19 protein-coding genes are annotated in these 24,940 nt (G+C 65.3%); 14 read left to right on the forward strand and 5 right to left on the reverse strand.

The features are described 5' to 3' along the window. The first annotated feature begins 276 nt into the window (after positions 1–276). From LCM4576_RS28285 to LCM4576_RS28305, 5 genes are all read left to right on the forward strand, one after another. Positions 277–1,695 (forward strand): FAD-binding oxidoreductase, encoded by a 1,419-nt coding sequence (locus tag LCM4576_RS28285; protein ID WP_071035712.1) that lies wholly within the window; start codon positions 277–279, stop codon positions 1,693–1,695. 132 nt (positions 1,696–1,827) lie between these two features. Further along, a complete protein-coding gene (locus tag LCM4576_RS28290; protein WP_040984570.1) occupies positions 1,828–2,013 on the forward strand; it encodes a hypothetical protein in 186 nt (61 codons plus the stop codon). Positions 2,014–2,450: 437 nt separating this feature from the next. Beyond that, entirely contained in the window at positions 2,451–3,977 is a 1,527-nt protein-coding gene (locus LCM4576_RS28295; RefSeq protein ID WP_071035713.1) for an efflux RND transporter periplasmic adaptor subunit, read from the forward strand. A gap of 29 nt (positions 3,978–4,006) precedes the next feature. Next, positions 4,007–7,120, forward strand: a complete 3,114-nt coding sequence (locus LCM4576_RS28300) for a multidrug efflux RND transporter permease subunit (RefSeq protein ID WP_071035919.1) — start codon at positions 4,007–4,009, stop codon at positions 7,118–7,120. Then, positions 7,117–10,335: an efflux RND transporter permease subunit gene (locus LCM4576_RS28305; RefSeq protein ID WP_071035714.1), complete on the forward strand. Its 3,219-nt coding sequence runs from the start codon at positions 7,117–7,119 to the stop codon at positions 10,333–10,335. The genes LCM4576_RS28300 and LCM4576_RS28305 overlap by 4 nt, the downstream gene beginning before the upstream one ends. 6 nt (positions 10,336–10,341) lie before the next feature. Here LCM4576_RS28305 and LCM4576_RS28310 read toward each other — a convergent pair whose 3' ends face one another. Both LCM4576_RS28310 and LCM4576_RS28315 read right to left on the reverse strand, forming a co-directional pair. Next, positions 10,342–11,112, reverse strand: a complete 771-nt coding sequence (locus LCM4576_RS28310) for a pyrroline-5-carboxylate reductase (protein ID WP_071035715.1) — start codon at positions 11,110–11,112, stop codon at positions 10,342–10,344. A gap of 139 nt (positions 11,113–11,251) precedes the next feature. After that, positions 11,252–11,542, reverse strand: a complete 291-nt coding sequence (locus tag LCM4576_RS28315) for a muconolactone Delta-isomerase family protein (RefSeq protein ID WP_071035716.1) — start codon at positions 11,540–11,542, stop codon at positions 11,252–11,254. A gap of 116 nt (positions 11,543–11,658) precedes the next feature. Between LCM4576_RS28315 and LCM4576_RS28320 the strand changes: the two genes are divergently transcribed. Next, the gene (locus tag LCM4576_RS28320; protein ID WP_071035717.1) at positions 11,659–12,570 is read left to right on the forward strand and encodes a LysR substrate-binding domain-containing protein; all 912 of its coding nucleotides are present in this window, start codon (positions 11,659–11,661) and stop codon (positions 12,568–12,570) included. A gap of 10 nt (positions 12,571–12,580) precedes the next feature. Here LCM4576_RS28320 and LCM4576_RS28325 read toward each other — a convergent pair whose 3' ends face one another. Further along, positions 12,581–13,192: a TIGR00730 family Rossman fold protein gene (locus tag LCM4576_RS28325; protein ID WP_041009449.1), complete on the reverse strand. Its 612-nt coding sequence runs from the start codon at positions 13,190–13,192 to the stop codon at positions 12,581–12,583. A 120-nt stretch (positions 13,193–13,312) separates the two neighbouring features. Here LCM4576_RS28325 and LCM4576_RS28330 point away from each other — a divergent pair, with 120 nt between their 5' ends. From LCM4576_RS28330 to pssA, 7 genes are all read left to right on the forward strand, one after another. Further along, on the forward strand, positions 13,313–14,908 hold the full coding sequence (locus tag LCM4576_RS28330; RefSeq protein ID WP_071035718.1) for a LysM peptidoglycan-binding domain-containing protein: 1,596 nt from the start codon (positions 13,313–13,315) through the stop codon (positions 14,906–14,908). Between the two features lie 144 nt (positions 14,909–15,052). Beyond that, positions 15,053–15,373: a helix-turn-helix transcriptional regulator gene (locus LCM4576_RS28335; protein ID WP_071035719.1), complete on the forward strand. Its 321-nt coding sequence runs from the start codon at positions 15,053–15,055 to the stop codon at positions 15,371–15,373. Beyond that, on the forward strand, positions 15,373–17,256 hold the full coding sequence (locus LCM4576_RS28340; protein ID WP_071035720.1) for an ABC transporter ATP-binding protein/permease: 1,884 nt from the start codon (positions 15,373–15,375) through the stop codon (positions 17,254–17,256). Before LCM4576_RS28335 ends, LCM4576_RS28340 begins: the two co-directional genes overlap by 1 nt. 326 nt (positions 17,257–17,582) lie before the next feature. Continuing rightward, positions 17,583–17,924 carry an antibiotic biosynthesis monooxygenase gene (locus tag LCM4576_RS28345; protein WP_071035721.1) on the forward strand — a complete coding sequence of 114 codons (342 nt, stop codon included), beginning with the start codon at positions 17,583–17,585 and terminating at the stop codon, positions 17,922–17,924. A 24-nt stretch (positions 17,925–17,948) separates the two neighbouring features. Further along, a complete protein-coding gene (locus LCM4576_RS28350) occupies positions 17,949–19,319 on the forward strand; it encodes a DUF4375 domain-containing protein (RefSeq protein WP_071035722.1) in 1,371 nt (456 codons plus the stop codon). Positions 19,320–19,396: 77 nt separating this feature from the next. Beyond that, complete coding sequence (locus LCM4576_RS28355; RefSeq protein WP_274534990.1) at positions 19,397–20,134, forward strand: phosphatidylserine decarboxylase; 738 nt, start codon at positions 19,397–19,399, stop codon at positions 20,132–20,134. 3 nt (positions 20,135–20,137) lie between these two features. Next, positions 20,138–20,953, forward strand: coding sequence for a CDP-diacylglycerol--serine O-phosphatidyltransferase (pssA, locus tag LCM4576_RS28360; RefSeq protein WP_071035724.1), 816 nt, complete (start codon positions 20,138–20,140; stop codon positions 20,951–20,953). Between the two features lie 45 nt (positions 20,954–20,998). On the opposite strand, the gene LCM4576_RS28365 is transcribed toward pssA, so the two are convergent. Continuing rightward, positions 20,999–23,221: an AMP-binding protein gene (locus tag LCM4576_RS28365; RefSeq protein WP_071035725.1), complete on the reverse strand. Its 2,223-nt coding sequence runs from the start codon at positions 23,219–23,221 to the stop codon at positions 20,999–21,001. Positions 23,222–23,398: 177 nt separating this feature from the next. Further along, complete coding sequence (locus LCM4576_RS28370) at positions 23,399–23,806, reverse strand: 4-oxalocrotonate tautomerase family protein (protein ID WP_071035726.1); 408 nt, start codon at positions 23,804–23,806, stop codon at positions 23,399–23,401. 111 nt (positions 23,807–23,917) lie between these two features. Between LCM4576_RS28370 and LCM4576_RS28375 the strand changes: the two genes are divergently transcribed. Continuing rightward, positions 23,918–24,772, forward strand: coding sequence for a LysR substrate-binding domain-containing protein (locus LCM4576_RS28375; RefSeq protein ID WP_071035727.1), 855 nt, complete (start codon positions 23,918–23,920; stop codon positions 24,770–24,772). Positions 24,773–24,940: the final 168 nt, after the last annotated feature.

Below are 24,940 nucleotides of genomic sequence, written 5' to 3' on the forward strand. Positions count from 1 at the left end.
ACCCGGTGCCATGGTAGGAGGAAGCGTCCAACAGGGAGGCGGCTTTGTCAAGCGCCGGCAGGCGGTTGACAGATGCCCCGGCCTGAACGACAGTCGCGCCACCCCATGGCACAGGGCTTTCGAGGGAACGAGCCGCAATTCGACAGGTCGCAGCGCGACCAGCGGAGAAGCGAGATGCTCGACGAAAGCCGGATTTTCCAGACCAAACGTGATTTTCGCGGACGCCCATTGGCACGTGTTCGTTTCGCTGCGAAGCAACGCTAGGCGAGGGCGTTCATGTCCATCTCAGGCAAAAACGACATCGACTGGCAGGCCTTCGCCAGGGCGCTCGACGGCATCGAAACCTTCGACACGCCGTCGATCGTCAAGAGGCGCTCGCGCGACTTCTTCTGGTACAGCCCGATCCTCAGCCGCGAGCTGTCGTCCTGCTTCGGTGATCTCGTCGCGGCACCCGCCACGGTGGACGAACTGGCGCGCTGCCTGGCGGTGGCGGCTGAGTGGYGGTCGCCCGTCGTCATCCGCGGTGGCGGCACCGGCAATTACGGCCAGGYCGTGCCGATGGATGGCGGGCTGATCATCGACATGACCGGCATCTCGCGCGTGCTCGAGATCGGCCCCGACACCGTGCGCGCCGAAGCCGGCGCCCGCATCGGCGACATCAACGCGGCGCTTGCGCAGCATGGCCGCGAACTGCCGATCGTGCCCTCGACCGAGGCGATCGCCACCATCGGCGGCTTCATCGCTGGCGGCTCCGGCGGCATCGGCTCGATCCGCCACGGCATGCTGCGCGATGGCAGGAACATCCAGGCAATCACGGTGCTGTCAATGGAAAGGCAACCGCAACGCCAGGTCTTCACCGGTCCTGAAATTCTCGCCATCCATCACGCCTGGGGGCTGAACGGCGTTATCACCGACGTGACGCTCGGCACCGTCGCGTCACCGCGCTGGCGCAACGTCGTCGCCTCGTTCGACACTTACCGGCAGGCTTTCGAGGCCGGCATGGCGCTCGGCGGCGCGCGTGCGCTGAACCTCAAGCTGCTGACCACCGTGGACGGTCGCATCGCGGCTTCGATCGCCAAGCTCGGCGAGCTCGCGAAGCGCCGCCGCGACCTCGCCATCGTCATCGTCGCCGAGCCGGATGCGGCAGCGGTTCGCGATGTGCTGCGCCATCTTGGCGGCACAGTCGAGATCGACCTCGATGCGGAAGGCATCGCGGCCTCCGGCCTGCCGGCGCTGTCCGAGTTCTCCTACAACCATACCACGCTGCAGGTGCTGAAGCAGGACCGCACGGTGACCAATCTGCAGGTGACGTTCCCCGCGCCGCTCGACAGYCGCCCGATCGAGCCGCTGCAGAAAATCTTCGGCGACGAGGTGCTGATGCATCACGAATTCGCGCTGCTCAACGACAGGCTTGTCGCCTTCGACCTGCCGATCGTGCGCTACACAGACGACGCGCGCCTGCGTGAAATCGGGAGCATCTACGCCGCGCATGGGCCGAAACTGTCCGACCCGCACGTACCCTGTGTCGAAGGCGGCAGCATGAAGCCGGATTTCAAGCATCTGGCCTGGAAGAAGCGGCTCGACCCCGACGGCCTGCTGAACTCGGCGAAATCGCGCTTCTGGGCGGAGGTGAGGCATCTTTCCGCCGACGAGATCGAGGCGCTGCCGAGCCGGCGGAAGAAGGAGCGGGGATAGCAGCCGCATCAGCAACCGCCGCGATAGGTTCGGGTGACCCAAATCCGCTGTTGTTATTTCAGATGTCGCTAAAGCTGGAACTTGGCTCGCATGGGCGAATCTGCTGCTGTGGCTCGGCAGGCTATGGGGCGAATGATGCTTAAATGGGGCGCGATACTGGGCACCGTCGGCTTGCTCGGCGGCTTTGTCGGCCCGGTGATCTTCACGCCCGAGGCAAACCAGGGCCCGCTGCTCGGCATCTTCATCACAGGCCCGCTCGGTTTCGTGCTCGGCCTTGTCGTCGGCTTTGTCCTGCGGTTGCTACCTGAACGCCGTTAAGTTCGACCAAGTCTTGGCGCGGCCGCGTTCACATCTTTGCGAGCAGGGTGAGGCCTCGCCGGCCCCGGTCATACAGGCCGGCGCGCCGCGCCTCGATCGGCGCAATGTGCACCCTTGGCGGTTCTTGCATGTGGCCGAGTTGTCCTCCTAAAGCCTTGTCGCCATTCGTCTAAGGCCGGCGGTCTACGCTTCTTTGCCGCACGAATTTGCCGGCGAGACCGCGCTCCGCCCACCTCGCGATCCAACGCAATTTCCTAAGCCTAACCCATTCAAATTATTACAGGAATTTAATGGGAGCCGGAATTGCGCCGGAAAATCCACCTGCCTATGCTCCGRCCAAATCCCGGCTCAAGCGGCCGCTTTGACGCCCACGTTGGGCGCGGGGCCGGCAAAGGCGCAGGTGCCTCCTGGGTGCAGTTCGACGGATAGGTAACGAAGTGGACGACGAAGTCGCCAACCGGCTCCGGCCACCAAAGGAGGCCGTGATAGACGTCAAGCCGGCCGCCATGCGTCRCAGGCGGCGCGGCTGGATCGTTGCGCTGCTCCTCGTCCTGGCTGCGGCTGGCGCCGCGCTTTGGCTGCATCCCCTTCAGGTTCAGCAGCAGAGCGGCCATCGGGGCGGCGGCCGTTTCCGTGGCGGCGGCGATCTCGCGCAGCCGGTTGCCGTCGCTCCGGTGACGCAGGCCGATATCCCGATCGTGCTCGAAGCGCTCGGCACCGTCACCCCGCTATCGACAGTCACGGTGCGCGCGCAGGTCAGCGGCCAGATCACCCAGATCGGCTTCACCGAGGGCCAGAATGTGAAGAAGGGCGACTTCCTCGCCCAGATCGACGACCGCACGCTGACGGCCTCGCTGCATCAGTGGCAGGGCCAGCTGGAGCACGACCAGGCGCTGCTTGYCGATGCCAAGCTCGACCTCGACCGCGACCTGAAGCTCACCTCCAACGCCATCACGCAGCAGGCGGTCGACCTGCAGCGCGCCACCGTCCAGTCCGACGAGGGGACCGTGGTGTCCGATCAGGCGCAGATCGAGGCCGTGCAGGTCAACATCGCCAACAGCCACATCACGGCRCCAGCCGACGGCCGCATCGGCCTGCGCCTCATCGACCAGGGTAACTACGTCACGCCGGGCGACAGTACCGGCATTGCGGTGATTGCTGAGATGCAGCCGATCTCGGTGCTGTTCTCGCTGCCCGAGGACAGCCTGGCGCAAGTGCTGGAACAGACCCATGGCAATGYCGGGCTCAAGGCCACTTTGTTCGACCGCAACGACACCAAACAGATCGCCGAAGGCACGCTGCAGACGATCGACAACCAGATCGATCCGACCACCGGCACGRTTAAGCTGCGCGCCGTCTTCCCCAATGCCGACGGCGTGCTTTATCCCAACCAGTTCGTCAACGTGCATCTTCTGGTGCGCACCCTGACCGGCGTCAGCGTGCTGCCCAACGCCGCCATCCAGCACGGCGCGCCGGGCACCTTCGTCTACCAGCTCAACGACGACAGCACCGTCTCGGTGAAGACCGTTTCGCTCGGCCCGGGCAACGCCACCGTCACGCAGCTCCTGGCGGGTCTGCCGCAAGGCGCCAAGGTCGTGGTCGACGGCGTCGACCGGCTCAAGGACGGCGCCAAGGTCACGGTGCCTGATAATGGCGCCGCGCCGGCCCCCGGCGGAAGTGGCGCCGCGCCGCAGCCGCAAGCGACAGGTGAGGGCGGCGCGGCCGGCGGAGCTCCGGCCGCTAGCGCCGGCAACAACACTCCTGTGGTCAATCCAGCCGGCGCGCCGGCAATGTCGAACGGCCAGGGCACCGGTCCGGCAGGCGCGGGCGCAGGTGCTGCAGGCGACGCGTCCAGCGGCAAGCAAGGTCATCGCCATCATCGCGACGGCAGCGGCCGCCGCAATGGCGGTGCCGGCAATGCCGGTGCCCCCGACAATGGCGGCGACAGYGGCGCCAGCCAATGAACGCGCCGAGCGGTCTCGTTGCCGGCTGGCTGAACCCGTCGCGGCCGTTCATCCTGCGGCCGGTGGCGACCACGCTGATCATGGCCACAATCCTGATCGTCGGCATGATCGCCTACCTGTTCCTGCCGCTCTCGGCTCTGCCTGAGGTCGACTACCCGACGATCCAGGTGCAGACCTTCTATCCCGGCGCCAGCCCGGAGGTGATGACCACGTCGGTGACCGCGCCCCTCGAGCGCCAGTTCGGTCAGATGCCGGGGCTGGAGCAGATGTCGTCGGGCTCCTCCGCCGGCGCCTCGGTCATCACGCTGCGCTTCAGCCTCGACCTCAGCCTCGACCTCAGCCTCGACATCGCCGAGCAGGAAGTGCAGGCGGCGATCAACGCGTCGGGCAATCTTCTGCCCGCCGACCTGCCGGCGCCGCCGATCTACGCCAAGGTCAACCCGGCCGACGCGCCGATCCTGACCTTGGCGATCACCTCCAAGACGCTGCCGCTGACGCAGGTCGAGAACTATGCCGAGACACGGCTGGCGCAGAAGATATCGCAGCTTCCCGGCGTCGGCCTGGTCTCGATCAGTGGCGGCGAGCGGCCGGCCGTGCGCGTGCAGGTGAAGCTCAAGGCGCTGGCCGCCATGGGCCTCAACATCGACGATCTGCGCACCACGATCGGCACGCTCAACGTCAACACGCCGAAGGGCAGCTTCGACGGGCCGGCGCGCTCCTACACCATCAACGCCAACGATCAGGTCGCCGACCCGAAAACCTATGCCGACATGGTCATCGCCTATCGCAACGGCGCGCCGGTGCGGCTGGGCGAGGTGGCCGACATCATCGAAGGGCCTGAGAACTCCAGGCTGGGCGCCTGGGAAAACCGCACGCCGGCGATCATCCTCAACATCCAGCGCCAGCCCGGCGCCAACGTCATCCGCGTCGTCGACGGCGTGAAGGCGCTGCTGCCGCAGTTGCGCGCCGGCCTGCCGGCGGCGCTCAGCGTGGAGCCGCTGACCGACCGCACCACCACCATCCGCGCCTCGGTCGACGACGTCGAGTTCGAGTTGGCGATGGCGGCGTTGCTCGTCGTGCTCGTCACCTTCCTGTTCCTGCGCAATATTCCGGCGACGATCATCCCCAGCCTGTCTGTGCCGCTGTCCCTGGTCGGCACGTTCGCGGTCATGTATCTGTGGGGCTTCAGCCTCGACAATCTGTCGCTGATGGCGCTGACGATTGCGTCGGGATTCGTCATCGACGACGCCATCGTCATGATCGAGAACATCTCGCGCTTCATCGAGCATGGCGACGATCCGGTGACCGCCGCGCTCGAAGGCTCGGCCCAGATCGGCTTCACCATCATCTCGCTCACCGTCTCGCTGATCGCGGTGCTGATCCCGCTTCTGTTCATGGGCGACGTCGTCGGCCGCCTGTTCCACGAATTCGCCATTACCTTGGCGATCGCCATCGTCATCTCCGCCATCGTCTCGCTGACGCTGGTGCCGATGCTCTGCGCCAGGCTTTTGAAGCCGCCGGCCGAGCGCAGGCCAGGGGCGCTGGCGCGCTGGAGCGAGGGCGCCTTCGACGCGATCGCCAACTTCTATGCCGCCGCGCTGCGCTGGGTGCTCGACCGCCAGGCGCTGACATTGCTGGTGGCGGTCGCGACGCTTGCGCTTACAATCTATCTCTACGACGTCATCCCGAAGGGCTTCTTCCCGGTGCAGGATACCGGCGCCATCTCGGCCATCACCGAAGCGGCGGGCTCGGCGTCCTATGCCGATATGGCGGCGCACCAGCAGGCGCTGGCCGATGCGATCCTCAAGGACCCCGATGTCGCCAGCCTGTCGTCCTTCATCGGCGTCGACGGCCAGAACATGACCGCCAACAGCGGCCACATGCTGATCAATCTGAAGCCGCGCGACGAGCGCCAGGCCGACGCCAGCGCCATCATCAGGCGGCTGACGCGGGAGACCGCCCAAGTCACCGGGATCTCGCTGCACATGCAGCCGGTGCAGGATCTCACGGTCGATTCCACGACAAGCGCTTCGCAATACCAGTATGTGCTGCAGGATTCCGATCCGGTCGAGCTGGCGGCATGGACGACCAAGCTGACCGACCGGCTCTCGGCGCTGCCGGAGCTCGCCGATGTCGCGAGCGACAGCCAGCAGAGCGGGCTCGCCGTCGACGTCACCATCGACCGCGCCACCGCCGCGCGTTTCGGCATCACGCCGGCGACCGTCGACAATGCGCTCTACGACGCCTTCGGCCAGCGCATCATCTCGACCATCTTCACCCAGTCGAACGAGTACCGCGTCATCCTCGAGGCCGATCCGTCGGTCGGCCAGACGCCGGCCTCGCTCGGCTCGATCTATCTGCCGTCCTCGGGCTCGGGCCAGGTGCCGCTGTCGGCGATCGCCAGTATCCATGTTCGGCAGGCGCCGCTCCTGGTGAACCATTTGGCGCAATTCCCGGCCGCGACCATTTCCTTCAACCTCGCCCCCGGCGTCTCGCTCGGCGACGCCACGGCGGCCATCACCGCCGCCGAGAAGGACATGCAGCCGCCCGCCGGCCTGACGACCGGCTTCCAGGGCGCGGCGCTGGCGCTGCAGAGCTCGCTGTCCAACGAGCTGCTTCTGGTGCTGGCGGCCGTCGCCACCGTCTATGTCGTGCTCGGCGTGCTCTACGAGAGCTTCATCCACCCGCTGACCATCCTGTCGACGCTGCCCTCGGCCACCGTCGGCGCGCTGGTCGCGCTGATGCTCGCCGGCCATGACCTCGATGTCATCGGCATAATCGGCATCGTCCTGCTCGTCGGCATCGTCAAGAAGAACGCCATCATGATGATCGACTTCGCGCTGCAGGCCGAGCGGCTGCAGGGACTCGACCCGCGCGAGGCGATCTACGAGGCGTGCCTGCTGAGGCTCCGCCCGATCCTGATGACGACTTTTGCGGCACTCTTCGGCGCGCTGCCGCTTCTGGTCGGCGGCTTGGCCGGCTCGGAGCTGCACCAGCCGCTCGGCATCACCATCGTCGGCGGGCTGATCGTCAGCCAGGTGCTGACTTTGTTCACCACGCCGGTCATCTATCTCGCCTTCGACCGACTGACGCGGCGCGGCTCCGGTGTCGCCGAGGCCTCCGCCGGCGGGTCAGCGCCGTGAACCTCTCGGCGCCGTTCATCGCGCGGCCGGTCGCCACGACGCTGCTCGCGATCGGCCTCGCCGCCGCCGGGCTTATCGCCTATTTCAATCTGCCCGTGGCGCCTCTGCCCAAGGTCGATTTCCCCACCATCTCGGTGCAGGCCTCGATGGCGGGCGCCAGTCCGGACACGATGGCGACCGATGTCGCGGCACCGCTGGAGCGCCATCTCGGCCAGATTGCCGGCGTCTCCGAGATGACCTCGCGCTCGGGCACCGGCTCGACCAATGTCGTGCTGCAATTCGATCTCGACCGCGACATCAACGGGGCGGCGCGTGACRTGCAGGCAGCGATCAACGCCGCGCGCGCCGACCTGCCGTCGGACCTGCGCAGCAACCCGACCTATCGCAAATACAATCCCGCCGACTCGCCCGTGATGATCCTGGCGCTGACCTCGCGCACGCTGACCCCCGGTCAGCTCTACGACGCCGCCGCGACGGTGCTGCAGCAGCGCCTGTCGCAGGTCGAGGGCATCGGCAATGTCGACCTCGGCGGCTCCTCGCTGCCGGCCGTGCGCGTCGAGCTCAATCCCGGCGCGYTGTTCCATTACGGCATCGGCCTGGAGGATGTGCGCGCAGCCCTTGCCTCGGCCAATGCGCGCAGCCCGAAAGGTTTCGAGGAAGACGGCGCGCTGCGCTACCAGCTCTACACCAACGACCAGGCGAGCCACGCCGCCGATTTTCGCGATCTGGTCATCGCCTGGCGCAACAATGCGGCGGTCAAGCTGCGCGACATCGCCGACGTCGAGGATTCCGTCGAGGACGTGCGCAATCTCGGCCTCGCCAATGGCGAGCCGGCGGTGCTCCTGGTGCTCTACCGCGAGCCCAACGCCAACATCATCGAGACCGTCGACCGCGTCCGCGCGCTGATCCCGACGCTGCAGGCCTCCGTGCCGGCCGATGCGCGACTCAGCGTCGCGACCGACGGCTCGACCACGATACGCGGCTCGCTGCACGACACCGAGCTGACTTTGGTGCTGGCGGTGCTGCTCGTCATCCTTGTCGTGTTCTGCTTCCTGCGCGACTGGCGCGCGGCATTGATCCCGAGCGTGGCGCTGGTCGTCTCAATCCTCGGCACGTTCGGCGCGATGTACCTGCTCGGCTTCACCCTCGACAATCTGTCGCTGATGGCRCTCACCATCGCCACCGGCTTCGTCGTGGACGACGCCATCGTGGTCTTGGAAAACATCACGCGCCACATCGAGGACGGCATGCCGCGCGGCAGGGCAGCACTCGTCGGCGCCAGGGAAGTCGGCTTCACGGTGTTGTCGATGAGCGCCTCCCTGGTCGCCGTCTTCCTGCCGATCCTGTTGATGGGCGGCATACTCGGCCGCCTGTTCCAGGAATTCGCCCTGACCTTGTCGCTGTCGATCGCGATTTCGCTAATCCTGTCGCTGACCGTGACGCCGATGATGTGCGCGCATTTCCTGCGCCCGGGCGCAATCCCGTCGACGAGGCGCTCGTTCCTCGCCCGCTTCGGCGAGAGCGTCTTCGAGCGCATCCGCGCCTTCTACGGACGTTCGCTTGGCTGGTCGCTCGACAATTCGGAAATCATGCTCGTGGTGCTTTTCGCGGCCATCGTCTTCAACGTCTATCTCTACACGGTGGTGCCGAAGGGCTTCTTCCCGCAGCAGGACACCGGCGAGCTGATGGGCGGCCTGCGCGCCGACCAGGCCATCTCTTTCCAACTGATGCGGCAGAAATTCGAGCAGCTTGAGGCGATCCTGAAGAGCGACCCGGCGGTCGCGAACGTCGTCGGCTTTATCGGCGGACGGCAGACCAATTCCGGCTTCGTCCAGGTCGCCTTGAAACCGAAGGGCGATCGGGCGCCGCTGCAGGTGGTGCTGACGCGACTGCGCGCGCAGCTCGGGCAACTGCCGGGCGCGCAGCTCTTCCTCAATCCGCGCCAGGAGATCAGGGTCGGCGGCCGCCAGAGCCTTGCGACCTATCAATACACGCTGCAGGCCGACACGACCGCCGATCTCGACGAATGGACGCCGAAGCTGGTCGATCTCCTAAAGCGGGCGCCTGAGCTCACCGACGTCAACTCCGACCGYGACGAGGCTGGCCTCGAGACCAACATCACGGTCGACCGCGAGAGTGCGGCACGCCTCGGCCTGACGCCCGCCAGCATCGACGCCACGCTCTACGATGCTTTCGGCCAGCGCCAGGTGTCGACCATCTTCAACGCCCGCAACCAGTACCATGTCGTCATGGAGGTCGCGCCGCGCTACCTGCAGGACCCAAGCGCGTTGAACGGCATCTATGTCAGCACGTCCGGCGCCACGGCCAGCGGCACGCAGGCAACCAACGCCTTGGCCGGCAGCCTGACGGGTTCGCTGCGGAACCAGGCCACCAACGCCATTGCCGTCACCGGCCATGGCAGCGCCTCGAGCGGCGCGGCGGTCAGCACCTCGGCCGAGAAGATGGTGCCTCTGGCCGCCTTCAGCACCTATGGGCCGGCGACCATGCCGCTCTCGGTCAACCACCAGGGCCATTTCGTCGCCACGACGATCTCGTTCAACCTTGCCGAGGGCGCGACGCTCGGCGACGCTTCGGCCGCGATCGACCGCGCCATGGCCGAGCTGAAAATGCCGGTCACGATCCATGGCTCTCTGGCCGGCACCGCGCTCGCCTACCGCGCCAACCTGCTCAGCGAATTGCTTCTGATCGCCGCCGCGCTCGCGACGATCTATGTCGTGCTCGGCGTGCTCTATGAAAGCTATGTCCACCCGATCACCATTCTGTCGACGCTGCCGTCGGCGGGCATCGGCGCGCTGCTCGCGCTCATCGTCACCGGCATGGAGTTCGACGTGATCTCGCTGATCGGCATCATCCTGCTGATCGGCATCGTCAAGAAGAACGCCATCATGATGATCGACATGGCGTTGCAGGCCGAACGCCAGGAAGGACTGTCGGCCCGCGCGGCCATCCACAAGGCGAGCGTCCAGCGCTTCCGGCCGATCATGATGACGACCTTCGCCGCATTGCTCGGCGCGTTGCCGCTGGCGATCGAAACCGGCAAGGGCGCGGAACTGCGCCAGCCGCTCGGCGCGGCGATCGTCGGCGGCCTCATCGTCTCGCAGCTCCTGACGCTCTACACCACGCCGGTCGTCTATCTCTATCTTGACAGGCTCAGCGCGCGTCGACCATCGCCTCGGCTCGCGCCGGCGGAGTAATCCCGATCACCCGCCGGCAATACGCTGGTGCACGCGGCCGAGGACTTCCRCAAAAGTTTCGAACGCACCGTGCTCGGTCAGCTCGCGCAGCACCTGTTCGTTGATGCYGCCGCGCGTCGTGTACTCCTGCGACAGATGCATGAAATCTTCGTCCGGCACGGTGTCGGACGCGTTGGCCAGCGCCTTGTAGATGCTGGTGATATAAGCGCGGCTCTTGTCTCCAGCCACACCCTGGCTGCGCACAAAGGTGTCGATCGTACCGAGATATTTGAAATAGCTGGCGTAGTTCGCGGTGACGACGCTGAGCGCGTCGAATTCGGCCTGGTCCCCGACCTCAATCGCTCCGCCCAGCCTGCCGAAGAACGTCGCCATGATCGGGTCCGGCGGACAGATGATCGTCGCGCCCTGCAAGCGGGCGATCATCGGCATCGGCAGCGCCTTGCCGACACGCGCCGCCGGCGCCACGAGGCCGGCGATCCCCTCAAGCGATATCGTGGCGATGAGGCTGACAACATGATGGTCCGGCCGGAACCGCAGTTCCTTGAGAACTTCGTGCGCGATCTGCGGCCGCACCGCCAGCATGACGGTGTCGCACTGGTCAAGCACGGCCTGGTTGTCGGCGGCGATGCACACATCCGGGTAGCGCCTGGCAAGCTCCGCGGCGATCTCCTCGTTGCGCGGCGAGACCACCACCGGCGTCGTCTCGCCCGGCAGCGATTTCAGCCCGGTGACGATGGCCGAGCTCAATGTGCCCGTGCCGACAAAGCCAAGTTTCATGGATGTTCCGCCCCTTGTTTCGGATCGCCGCCGACAATAGCGACGGCTTCTTCTTCGGCAAAGGGAGCGAGTGGCCGTGATTACGGCTCCGAGGCGATGAGGCTGCCGTGCGGGACAACAGCCTCACTTGAAGTCGCACTTAGCGCTTCGGCCCGAACCCCGGATAAGGGTTGAGCGGCACGATCGCTGTGATRTCCATCATGCCGGCTTCGATCAGCGGCAGCGTGGCAAGATGGCCGCGCACGTCCTTCTCGTCGGCCGCCTCGAACATGATGCCGGTGCCGGGAATGTCGCCGCGGTTCCAGATCTGGCGTACCGCGCCTTGCACGTAGAGCGTCTTGCGCTGTTCGGACTCGGGCGGCAGCAGCGGCGCGAAATCGGCGTCGCTGAACTTTTCGGTGTTGCGGGTGAGCAGGGCAAAGAACTGCATGGCGATCTCCTTCGTGGCTGGTTGTTGCGGGAGATATCGCGCCGGCTGGTCGGACTGTCCAAGACTGATTAGGATAAAGTTCAGACCTTTGAGGACTTGAGGCTGGGAGCGGAAAAATGCTCGATCTGCGCCAGATAAGATATTTCGTCGCCGTCGCCGAGGCCGGCAATGTCGGCCGCGCCGCCGAGCAATTGCACATTTCGCAATCGCCCTTGAGCCGGCAGATCATGCAGCTCGAGGAGCAACTGGGCGTCGCCCTGTTCGAGCGGGYCAAGCAGCGCGTCCATCTCAACGCCGAGGGCAGGGCCTTCCTCGCCGAAGCCCGCGCATTGCTTGCCAACGCTGCGCGCCTGGAAGAGCTCGGCCACAACCTTGCCAGTGGCGCGACAGGCAGCCTCGCCATCGGCTATGTCGAGGGCGCGGTGCATTCGGGGCTTGTTGCCGCGATGCTGAAGGATTTCCGCCGTGCGCGGCCGGATTTTCATCTGCAACTCAGGAGCCGGCGAACGGCGGCGCAGTTCGAGGATCTGAGGCAGCGCGTCCTCGACCTCGGTTTCGTCTATTCCCCTGCGCCGGAGAGCGACCCCGATGTTGAAAGCATGCTGGTGCGGCGCGAGCCGCTGGTGCTGGCAATGCCGGAGGGCGATCCGCTGGTCGGTGTCGCCGACATCCAACCCGGCCACCTCGACGGCCGCGTCTGGATCATCGTCGTGCGCCAGCCCGCCGACACCAACCGCGCACAGTTCCTGGCGGCCTGCGCCGAATCCGGCTTCATGCCCGATATCGCTTACGAGACGAACGACCCGTTGACCTCGCTCGGCCTTGTCAGCGCCGGCCTCGGCCTCGCCACGGTCCAGGAGAGCCTGCGAAGCGCCGCACCCCCGGGCGTGATCTTCCGCGACCTGCCGTGGTTCAAGCGCAGCGTTTCGATCCATCTGGCATGGCGAAGGCAGGATCGAAGGGCGGTGGTTGGGGATTTGAGGAAGGCAGTAGGCAGTAGGGCTGTCTTCCTATTGCCTACTGCCTAATCCCTACTGCCTACATCTTATCGATCACCGACTGCACCCCTTCCGTCGGTGCGTCGACCGACGAGCCTGCCACCATGATAGCGGCGACGATCGCTTCGGGGTCGTCGACCACCAGCGGCTTGACCCGGTGCGCGGTGTGGATGAAGCCTTCCTCCGACATGTGCTCGATCAGCGCCAGCATCGGGTCCCAGAAACCCTTGACGTTGGCGAAGACGATCGGCTTGCGGTGATGGCCGAGCTGCGCCCAGGTCATGATCTCGACGATTTCCTCCACCGTGCCGATGCCGCCGGGCAGCGCCACAAAGGCGTCGGATTTTTCGAACATGCTGTGCTTGCGCTCGTGCATGTTGTCGGTGATCAAAAGCTCATCGAGCTTGTCGAGTGCGGTCTCGGTCGCTTCCTTGTTGATCAGGAAGCGCGGGATGATGCCGGTGACCTTGCCACCGGCCTTGAGCGCGCCATCGGCGACGGCGCCCATGATGCCCTTGGTGCCGCCGCCATAGATCAGGCGCAACCCGGATTTGGCAAGCGAGCGGCCGAGCGTGTGGCCGGCCTTGATATAGGCCTCGTCGCGGCCCGGAGACGAGCCGCAATAGACGCAAACGGATCGAATCGTGTTCATGGCGATGATTGGTGATGGGGACGGTTGGCGCGGTCAAGCCCGCGGACGGGCTTTTTCTTGTGAGCATGGAGAAAACACGCTAGACCGGGCGTTAGGTGGCTAAGGGGGCAATAAAGAATTATGGCTATCAATCCTTCTAAGGCGTTTTTGTTCGCGACGGGCGGCGTTGTCGCCATCGCGGCGGTCGCCTATGGATCGGGCGCGCTCGATCCTTACATCAGCAACCAGAAGCCGGCGCAGGTCGCGGCGCTGCCGCAGACCGATGCGAAACCGGCTGAATCCTCGAGCACGAGCACGGAGGCGCGCGTGCCCCAGGCTCCTGCAAACACAATGGCTCCTGCAAACACAATGGCTCCAGCCAACACGATGGCGCCCGCCAACAAGATGGCGCCGGCGAACAACGCCATGGCGCCGGCCGACAACGCGACGGCTCCGGCCGCAACGACGCCTGCCCAGGCGCCTGCCGCCGCGGCGGGTCCGATAGTGCCGACCTTCGACGTCGTGCGCGTCGAAGGCAATGGCTCGATCGTCGTCGCCGGCAGCGCCGCGCCCAACGCCAAGGTCGAGATCCTGAATGGCGGCACCGTGCTCGGCTCGACCGATTCCGGCCCCGACGGCGCCTTCGCCATCGTGCTCGACGACCCGCTGAAGCCGGGCGACTATACGATCACGCTCCGCCAGACGGTTGGCGGCACGACCGTCGCCTCGGCCCAGACCGCCGTCGTCTCGGTGCCGCAGAGCCCGACCGGGCAGGTTCTGGCGATGGTCGAGGAGCCGGGCAAGGCCTCGCAGTTGATCACCGTGCCGCAGGCCGAGACCAAGCCGGCGCCGCCGGCCGCGAGCGACCAGGCGGCACCGGCAGCCCAGGCCCCCGCAACGACCGCCCCCGCAACGACCGCGCCGGCTGCATCCGACACGGCGTCGGCCGCGACCGCGCCGGCCGCCACGGACCAGGCAACCGCGCCGGYTGCGGCCGCTGCGGCGGAGCCCAAGATCGCCGTCGAAGCGGTCGAGATCGACGGCAGCAAGATCTTCGTCGCCGGCACGGCCGATCCCGGCCGCAAGGTGCGCGCCTATGCCGACGCCATCCTGCTCGGCGATGCGCAGACCTCCGCCGACGGCCATTTCCTGATCGAGGCGACCCGCGACATTCCGGTCGGCAACTACACCATCCATGTCGATGGTCTCGACGATGACGGCGTCAAGGTCGTCGCCCGCGCCGCCGTGCCGTTCGAGCGCGAGCCCGGCGAGTCGATCGCCGCCGTCGCACCGAATGAGACAAAGACCGGCGAGGCCAAGCCGGCCGAGACCAAGCTGGCACAGGTCCAAGGCGCCGGATCCCAGGCCGTGGAAGCCGAAACCACCGCGCCTGCCGCAACGGCCGAAGCGGCTAAGCCCGCCGAGGCTCCGGCCAAGGTCGCCGAGGCGACGCCTTCGGCCGACGTGCCCGAGACCGTGGCGCCGAAGCTCGAACATGCCGACGGCGCCGTCATCATCCGCCGCAACGACACGCTCTGGCGCATCTCGCGCCGCGTCTACGGCCATGGCGTGCGTTATTCGACCATCTATCTCGCCAACAAGGATCAAATCCGCGATCCCGACCGCATCTGGCCGGGCCAGGTGTTCAAGGTGCCGTCCAAGTCGAAGGAAGGCGAGGACGCCGACATGAAGGCCATGGGCGAGCAGATGACAGCCGCGCCGACGAAGACGGAGTAGGATAACCCCGTCATCCTAGGGTCTGCACGCCGCTGCGCGGCGCTCCGCCCTAGGATGACGAACGTGAATGGCGCGCGCCGCATCTCAATCTACCCATCCGCCTAGCTTGCCCTCTCATCCTCCATCGTCTATCGGCGATGAACGATGACCGAATCCCCCGAAAGCAGCGCCATGGCGCTCCGCCTGGCCGCGCTCTCGCACCCGGCGCGCATCGAGATCCTGAAACGCCTCTCGGCCAGCGCCTGCTGCTCGTGCCGTGAGGTGGTCGACCATCTCGACCTTGCCCAGTCGACCGTTTCGCAGCACCTGAAGGTGCTGGTCGAGGCCGGGCTCGTCCGCTTCGAGGCCGACCGGCAGCGCTCGCKATATGCCGTGGACCACGCCGCGCTCGCCGGCGTTTCCGCTTCACTCACCCAACTCGTTGATTCCTGCTGTTCCGGCAGTTTACCCAAAAGGCAAGACTAGTGGCCGAAAAGACCGTATCCGCCGAAGCCGGCACCCTCACGACCCTGCGCAATCTCTGGCCCTATATGTGGCCGRCCGAGCGTGYCGATCTCCGGGCCCRCGTCACCTGGGCGACGCTGCTTCTGGTCGTCGCCAAGGTCACCCTGGTCGCCGGCCCGTATTTCTTCAAATGGGCGACCGATGCGCTGGCCCATGCCGCGAAGACGCCGCCGCCGCTGCCGGCCTTCCTGCTGGCGCCGGTTATGCTGGTCATCGCCTACAATGTGCTGCGTCTGATCCAGCTCGGCTTCAACCAGCTGCGCGACGCGCTGTTTGCCCGCGTCGGCCAGTATGCGGTGCGCCAGCTCGCCTACCGTACCTTCGTCCACATGCACGAGCTGTCGCTGCGCTTCCATCTCGAGCGCCGCACCGGCGGCCTGTCGCGCATCATCGAGCGCGGCACCAAGGGCATCGAGACGATCGTGYGCTTCATCATGCTGAACACGGCGCCGACCATCCTCGAATTCGCGCTGACGGYCGGCATCTTTGCCTTCACCTATGGCTGGAAATATGTTGCGGTCGTCGCCGTCACCGTCTGGCTCTATGTCTGGTTCACGGTCAAGGCGAGCGACTGGCGCATTTCGATCCGCCGCGACATGAACGACAGCGACACCGACGCCAACACCAAGGCGATCGACTCGCTGCTCAACTTCGAGACGGTCAAATACTTCACCAACGAACGGATGGAGGCCGAGCGTTTCGACCGCTCGATGGCGCGCTACGAGATCGCCGCGACCAAGACGTGGACATCGCTCGGCTGGCTGAACTTCGGCCAGGGCCTCATCTTCGGCCTGGGCACGGTCATCGTCATGTGCATGTCGGCGTTGGAAGTRCAGGCCGGCACGCAGAGCGTCGGCGACTTCGTCTTCATCAACGCCATGYTGATCCAGCTCTCGGTGCCGCTCAACTTCATCGGCTTCATCTATCGCGAAATAAGGCAGGGGTTGACCGACATCGAGCACATGTTCGACCTGCTCGACGTTCGCCAAGAGATCGTCGACAAGCCCGACGCCAAGCCTTTGAAGGTCGGCCCCGGCAAGGTCGAATTCCGCGACGTTCATTTCTCCTACGACCCGAACCGCAAGATCCTGAAAGGCGTCTCCTTCGAGGTGCCCGCCGGCAAGACAGTGGCGATCGTCGGCCCGTCCGGCGCCGGCAAGTCGACCATTTCCAGGCTGCTGTTTCGCTTCTACGACGTGCAGCGCGGCCAGGTGCTGATCGACGGCCAGGACATCCGCGACGTCACGCAGGAAAGCCTGCGCGCCGTGCTCGGCATGGTGCCGCAGGACACCGTGCTCTTCAACGACACCATCGCCTACAACATCCGCTACGGCCGCGTCGGCGCCAGCGAGGACGAGGTGCGCAAGGCGGCCGAACTCGCCCAGATCGGCCCCTTCATCGACAAGCTCCCCGAAGGCTACCGCTCGATGGTCGGCGAGCGGGGCTTGAAACTGTCGGGCGGCGAAAAGCAGCGCGTGGCGATCGCCCGCACCATCCTCAAGGCGCCGCCGATCCTGATGCTGGACGAGGCGACCTCGGCGCTGGACACCCAGACGGAGCAGGAGATCCAGGCGGCGCTCGATCTCGTCAGCAAGGGCCGCACCACCATCGTGATCGCGCATCGCCTGTCGACGGTGATCTCGGCCGACGAGATCATCGTGCTGAAGGACGGCCAGATCGCCGAGCGCGGCACGCATGCCGCACTTCTCGCCAAACACGGCCTCTACGCCTCGATGTGGGACCGCCAGCGCGAAGCGACCGAAGCGGAAGAGCGTCTGCGCATCGCACGTGAGGGCGATGAGCTAGGGGTGATCGTGCGCAGACGGACGTCGGAGGTGAGCTGAGACGGTTGAGCGCCAATCTCCCCCCTTGTGGGGGAGATGCCCGGCAGGGCAGAGGGGGGCGCTGTCCCGCCGACCCTGTCAACGCTTTCCACATCCACAAACATCTGCCGGCTCGCGGTTCCACCTCGCTGAAATCAGAAAGGCCGCGTTCCTTCGCGCCCCCCTCTGTCCTGCCGGACATCTCCCCCACAAGGGGGGAGATCAGCAGCTTCGGCGCCGCGCCTCCCAACAGTCGAAAATTCCCCTTGACCTCAACCTATCTTGAGCTTRCAAACCGTCTCCGAGCGCCTGCGAAGCAACGCGTCCAAGAACGGAGACAGATCGAAATGAGCACCAACAACCACCGCACCGGCAGTGTCTTCCGGGTCGACAAATTCGTCGTGCCGATCGAAGCGCGCGACGAAATCCTGAGCAAGGCCAGGATGACGCATGAATTGCTGCGCCAGCAGGAAGGCTTCGTGCAGGATTTCCTGCTCGAGCAATTCTCCGGTCCCGGCGAGTTCAACATCGTCACCATGGTCGAGTGGGAAAGCCAGGCCGCGGTCGACAAGGTGGTGCCGATCGTCAAGGCCGCGCACGAGCGCATCGCCTTCAGCGCGCAGGAAACCATCGCGCGTCTCGGCGTGAAAGCCGACATCGCCAACTACCAGCGCGTGCCGGAGGTGTAAGGATATCCTAGCGGCGCCCAGTTGATGGGCGTCGCTCATTCCTATTCAATAGATCAGCCAAGGGCTTTTATCTTCAGCGGCGCTGATATGGTGTCGGCAGAAATAGTCGTCTCATTTACTTTGGACTACGGAAAATTTTCGATGTTCGAATTCTTCTCGCGAAAATCCAAAGAAGCCTCCAAGAAGAAATCGCAGGCCGCCGAGGATAAGCGAGGCCTCCTCGTACCTCTGATTGTCGTGCCTCGTTCAAAGATCGAACAAGGCGACGGAGAGGCATTTCATCTCGTCTTCGCCGTCATGCAATTTGTCGTGACGATGGTTTCCAAAGGGCTCTATCGCTATCCGGAGATCAACCCTAAGGCGTTGCAAGTCTTTCACGCGGACCAGTACTCCTTGGAGGTGAAGAACGGCGGTCATAGTCAATTCATCCACAATGCCGGCAGCGAAATCGACAGCATGATTTCCAACGCCAGAGCCGGCCTCAGCGCGTGTGGGRCAAAAGGGCAGCTGGCAACTTTGGAAAAGATGTCAGCCTGGATTGCYAGGCATCCTGACGAAGCTGCGAAACAAACGGGCTTCGARGGGGGGCGCGACGATTTCCTGGATACACTTGATGATGCATTCTATGAGGCCGATGACGCCATGCCGATGGAGGATTTGCTCGCGCGCTGGATCRCATCTTGGCCCGATCTGCAAATTGTCGACGATGACAACTACGATGATGCGATCGATCGACTGGTGCGGTCCAACCCCCAGCGCGAAGGCAGGCTTCTTCATGAGTCTGTCAGCAAGCTGGTGCGCCAGATGCTGAGCCAGCGCGAAGTCGGCGCCGGCCTCGCCTGCGCAACRATATCGCCATCGGAGATCAAACTGGGGTTCGGCATGGCGAGGATGCTGGACGTCGAAGGCGAAAAGCAAATGGTCTTCCAGCTGCGTACCGATGCCGAAGAGCTCCGGTTATGCGCCCCGACAAAGACACATGTCGCGGTTTACGAGTGTATCCCCCCTGAAGATCCTCCAGTAATCCGGCCGGGTGAGAACCCGTTGGGAGCTAACGCACCGAGTGTCGGGACACTGCTTGGACGCGCGGAACAGTCGGAGATTGACACAGTTATCCAACTGTCTGAACAAAATCATGCTCCCGTTGCTGTCGACCTTCTGCTGCGCAAGGCTGGCTTTGATCCGCTAGGTGCCATCGTTTCAGCTAACTCGGTGCCGCAAGCGGCGGAGGGGCCAGTTGTGAATTGGGTAGTGCTGGCGTCTGACCGAACCTTCCTCTCCCTGTCTTCGCCGAACGGCAGTGTGCTCTTGGATGGCAAGAATTACGAGAAGCTCGCCGAAGCTTCGAGGCCTGAACTCCGCGCGCACTTTGATCGCTCCGCTGCCGCTCGGTAATTACCTGCCCGCGTTCGCGGTATCCGTGCCCCGCCTCATCCTCCATTGTTGCGTTGCGGGGAGGGGGGCTTTCCGCTATTGAGGCGCAACCTGAAACAGGGACCGCCCCCAGCCCTATGACGCTTCTCGACTCGGTCAAGAATACGTTCGTCCCGATCCATCGCGAAGGCTATCCCTTCATCGCGGCCTTTGCCGCGGCGACGCTGTTTCTCGGCTATTTCTCCTCGATCCTGTTCTGGATCGGGCTGATCCTCACCGCATGGTGCATCTATTTCTACCGCGATCCCGAGCGCGTCACGCCGGTCGACGACCGGCTGGTGGTGAGCCCGGCCGATGGCGTGATCTCGGCGGTTGGCCCGGCCGTGCCGCCGAGCGAACTTGGCCTGGGCTCGGGCGAGATGACCCGCATCTCGGTGTTCATGAACGTGTTTTCCTGYCACATCAACCGCGCTCCGGTGCGCGGCCGCATCACGCGCATCGAGCATAAGCCCGGCAAATTCCTCAATGCCGAGCTCGACAAGGCAAGCGCCGAGAACGAGCGCAACGGCCTGGTCATTGACAGCCCGAACGGCACCATCGCCGCCGTCCAGATCGCCGGCCTGGTAGCGCGGCGCATCGTCTGCTGGGCCGAGACCGGCGGCACGATCGCTATCGGTGAGCGTTTCGGCCTGATCCGCTTCGGCTCGCGCGTCGATGTCTTCCTGCCGTCGAATGCTGTGCCGCGCGTCGCGGTCGGCCAGACGGCTGTGGGTGGCGAGACCGTGCTTGCCGAGTTCGGCGGCGCGGCGGTGACGCCCTTGGTCAGGATTTCCTGAGCGTTGGGCGCGCCGTTCAAGAAATTCGAGGCCCATGCCAGCGGCGGTCCGCGCATCCGCGAGATCCCGATGCGCATGGTGCTGCCCAATCTGGTCACGGTGCTTGCCATCTGCGCCGGGCTTTCGTGCATCCGCTTCGCCTTCGAGAACCGCTTCGAGATCGCGGTGGTCATGGTGCTGCTCGCCGCCTTCCTCGACGGCATCGATGGGCGGCTGGCGCGCATRCTGAAGGCCACCTCGAAATTCGGCGCGCAGATGGATTCGCTGGCCGATATCGTCAATTTCGGCGTGGCGCCGGCCCTGGTGCTATACGCCTTCCTGCTCGATCGCGCCGGCTCGCCGGGCTGGATAGCGGCACTCCTTTTCACCATCGCTTGYGGCATGCGGCTCGCCCGCTTCAACGTGCTGGCCGAAGACCACGACCAGCCCGCATGGCAGACTGAATATTTCGTCGGCGTGCCGGCTCCGGCCGGAGCGGTGCTGGTCATGCTGCCGCTCTATCTTTATTTCCTGCGGCTGGGGCTCGAGCCTTCCCGGCCGGCCGCCTTCGTCGCCACCGGCTTCACCGTGCTCATCGCTTTCCTTCTGGTCAGCCGCCTGCCGGTTTACTCGGGCAAAAGCGTCAAGGTGCCGGGCGACAGGGTGCTGCCGGTCATCCTCGGCGTGGTGCTCTACATCCTCCTGTTGATGACCTACCCCTGGTACACGCTGACCGCTTCGGTCGCGGGGTACCTGCTGTTCCTGCCGTTCTCGGTGCGCGCCTATTCCAAGCGCGCCATGCGCGAAGGCGAGAAGGTGCCGCCGTCGGATATCGGGTAGAGCCAGCGTTCGATCTCCCCCATAAGGGCGAAGATAACGCTGCGCCTACGCCGCCGCACTTAACCCCAACCTATCGATCGCCAGTTTGCGCGCCGAGATGTAGTCCGTCTTGCCCGAGCCCAGCACCGGGATTTCTTCCACCTTGATGATGTCGTTGGGCACCATCAGCTCGGCCGCGCCAGCCTTCCTGCCGAACTGGCGCAACTCCTCGGCATTGGCGTCGTCCGCCGTGGTCACCAGCACGATGCGCTCGCCGCGCCGCTTGTCCGGCACGGCAACCGCGGCGTGGCGCTCTTSCGGCCACAGCGACTGCACCAGCATCTCGACGGCGCCCAGCGACACCATCTCGCCGGCGATCTTGGCGAAGCGTTTGGCCCGCCCGCGGATAGTGATGAAGCCCTCGCGGTCGATCGAGACGATGTCGCCGGTGTCGTGCCAGCCTTCCAGTGGCTGCAGTTCGCCCGGACGGTCGGCGCTCATGTAGCCCATCATCATATTCGGCCCGTCGAGCCACAGCCGGCCGCCCTCGGCGATGCCTTCGACCGGCTCCAGCTTCATGCGGATGGCCGGCAGCGGCCGCCCGACCGTGCCGTCGCGGCCGTGGATGGCGGTGTTGACCGCCACGACGGGCGCGGCCTCGGTCAGCCCGAAACCTTCGACGATCGAGGCCTGGAAACGGTCGCGATAGGTTCGCCGCGTCTCCGGTTTCACCGCTTCAGCGCCGGCCACGACGAAGCGCAGGCTGGAGAAGTCGCCGTCCTTGGCGGTGCGGGCATAGTTGGCGAGGAACGTGTCGGTGCCGAACATCACCGTCGGCTTCACCTTGCGGGCGATCTCGGGGATGRTCTTGTAGTGAAGCGGCGAGGGGTAGAGGAACAGCTTTACGCCCAGTACCAGCGGCAGGATGGTGCCGCCGGTCAGGCCGAAGGAGTGGAAGRCCGGCAACACGTTGAGCAGGATGTCGGCCGGCGAGACGGAGACGCGCGCCTCGGCCTGCATGACATTGGCAAGCAGGCTGCGGTTCGACAGCACCACCGCCTTCGGCATGCCTTCCGAGCCGGAGGTGAACAGGATCACCGCTGGTTTGCCCGCCTGCTGCCGCTGCAGCGGGAAGCGCCACAAAAGCGCGGCCGCGATCTTGTCCAGCGCCGTCACGCCGGCGCGCACGTCTTCCAACCACAGCATCTTCGCRCCGCCCGCCTCGACCGCGGCAATGATGTCGTCGATGCCTGCCTTCTCGATGAAGGCGCGAGAGGAAACGACCGTCCTGATGACGGCGGTCCGGATCGCCGCGGTCACGCTCGCCGGACCGGCGGTGTAGTTGATCATGGCCGCAACGCGGGCCGCAGAGATCAGGCCGACGAAGGTAAGCACCACGCCGTTGGCATTGGGCAACAGCACGCCGACCGCCTCACCCGGCGCCGTCACCGCCTCGAAACGGCGGCCGAGCACGCGCGCGCCGATGAACAGCTTGCGGTAGCTGAGCGAGCCGGAAATCACATCCTCGATGATCGGGCGCGAAGGGCCGATGCGGTCGGCGGCGTCGCGCATGGCGAGGAACAGGCCGCGGTCGAGATTGGTGCCGTAGAGGCGCGCCTCGGCGAAACGGTCGAACAGCGCGTTGGTGTTGGAGGCCATATCGGGATTGCGCGCCACCAGTTCGGCGATGGTCATCGGCTCCAGCGCGCTCACCGAAAGCCGCGGGAACCAGTGCCTGGGTGCTTTCTCCTTCGGCGTCAATGAAACAGGCAGGTCGCGCGTGCCGGAGACGAAGATCGGCACGATGCGGGCATCGGCCTGCATGGCGATGCGGGTGATGGCGCGAAACAGGCGGAAGGATTTGACGTCCGGCTCGACATTGTCCGGCAGGTAGACGGCAAGCCGCCCCTTGCCCTTCAGAACGCGCACCAGCCGCCGGCTGACGAAGACATGCTCGGCATTGAAGGCGATGGTGCGCGCAAGCTCGCGCCACGGCTCCAGCCAAGGCGAGCGCGCCGAGGCTTCGTCCAGGATGTGCAGCGTGTCGTCGGGAAGCAGCGACAGCATCAGCGCCGGCTCGATGCGCGACTGATGCGAGACCACATAGATCACCGGCGTGTTGGCGCTTCGGGCAACGCGAATGCGGTTGTCGGCTATGCGATAGGCGAGCTTGAACGGCACATAGAGCAGCGCCTGCGTGTAACGCAGGTCGAGCCGGAACCTTTCGATCACCGCGATCAGCAGCCAGGCAAAGACAAGGCCCGCCAGCAGCGCCAGGGTCAGGATCATGCCGCTCTCTCCCAGTCTCCTCCAGGGCGCGGCTCTTGAGCGGCCGCTTCGGTGGCAGAGGGTAGCGGAAGCGCGGGCAAGGTCAATGTGGGGGTGAGGCCGGGCTCCCCTTCTCCCCTTGTGGGCCTGTTCTCGCTGATTGCGCAACAGTCCCACAAGGGGAGAAGGGATAGGCGCCTACGCCGCCTTCAGCCTCCCGCTGATGAAGCGGAACTCCTGGGTTTTGCCGCCGTAGCCATAGGCGGCCGCCGGCACCTCATGCACGAAGGCGTAGCTTTCCTCATGCACGCCGCCCAGCAATCGGCCGAAGGCCTCGAAGATCGCCGTCAGGTAGGCTTCGAGCTCGAGCTTGGTGTTGGTGCCGTCGACCACCTTGATATCCAGCCAGAACGTGTCGGTGCCGTGCTCGGCCAGCGACTTGCCGCCGGYGAACCAGTGCTGCGGGTCGATGTAGTTGACCGCGACCGCGGTGATCGTCGGATCCTTGCGCAGCTCCTTGGCGGTGATCTCGGTGATGTCCTTGGCAATGGCGGCGGACAGCTTGGCGTCGGGCTTGCCGGTGACACTGATGTTAATGATCGGCATTTTTCTCTCCTGTGGCTTCTCGCGTCGTGCCTTCGATGGGAGAGATATGGATCTATCCATTCATCAAGAAAATCGAATTGTTTTTGACGATTGCTTCGATAATGTCGAAGTATGGAAACGCTCGATCCCGACCTCCTGAAAACCTTCCTCGCCTTTGTCGATGGCGGCTCGCTCGCCAGGGCCGCGTCCGCCGTCGGCCGCACGCCGTCTGCGGTGACCGCGCAGATGCAGCGGCTGGAAGACATCGTCGGCGAGCCGCTGCTCACCCCGCAGGGCAGGGGGCGCGGGCTGACGCCGGCCGGCGAGGACCTTGTCGGCCACGCGCGGCGTATCCTGGCCGTCCACACCGAGGCGTGGCTGGCGCTGAAAGGGGCGCGCGCCGGCGGCCGCATCGCCATCGGCACGACGCAGGATTTYGCCGATCACGGCCTGCCGGACCTGTTGCGCGCCTTCGCCGCCAGCCATCCGCGCGTCCGGATCGAGCTGCGCGTCGGCCGCTCGCTGGAACTCGGCTCGGCGCTGCAGGCAGGCCAGCTCGACCTCGCGATCACCATGCGCCATGCCCCTTCGCCGGATGAAGCAGCTGTGATCAGCGAGCCGATGCTTTGGCTCTGCTCGGAAAAAGGACTGGCGGCGCGGCAGGAATCCGTGCCGCTGGCGCTGCTCGACCCCTATTGCGGTTTCAGAGAAGCCGCACTCAATGCGCTCGACGCGGCCGGCCGCCGCTATCGCATTGCCGCCGGCAGCGCCAGTCTTGCCGGCCTGCGCAGCGCGGTCAATGCCGGCCTCGCGCTGACGCCGCGCACCCGGCGTTTCGCCCATTCCGGCATCGTCGAGGCATCCGCCGATTTCGACCTCCCGCCGCTGCCGGTGGCCGATTTCGCCATCCGGCTCGGCCGCGAAGCCGCCCGCCCGGCGCGGGATCTGGCGGAGCTTCTCGGCGACGGGTTGGCCCTGTCGTCCTGAATAAACCGCGGCGACTTTCCGGGATTCCCCGAACCGAACAATTCCCAAAGAAAAAGCCGACCTTTTTGCGGGTCGGCTTCTAGTCGGACGGGTCGAGGGGTTTGGGGGGACTTGGGGGGTGACCCGTCGATCTAACAATGCCTGAGTCGGATGAATGGTTCCGTGACT

The organism is Mesorhizobium sp. LCM 4576 (genome assembly GCF_001854815.1).
Lineage (GTDB): Bacteria > Pseudomonadota > Alphaproteobacteria > Rhizobiales > Rhizobiaceae > Mesorhizobium > Mesorhizobium plurifarium.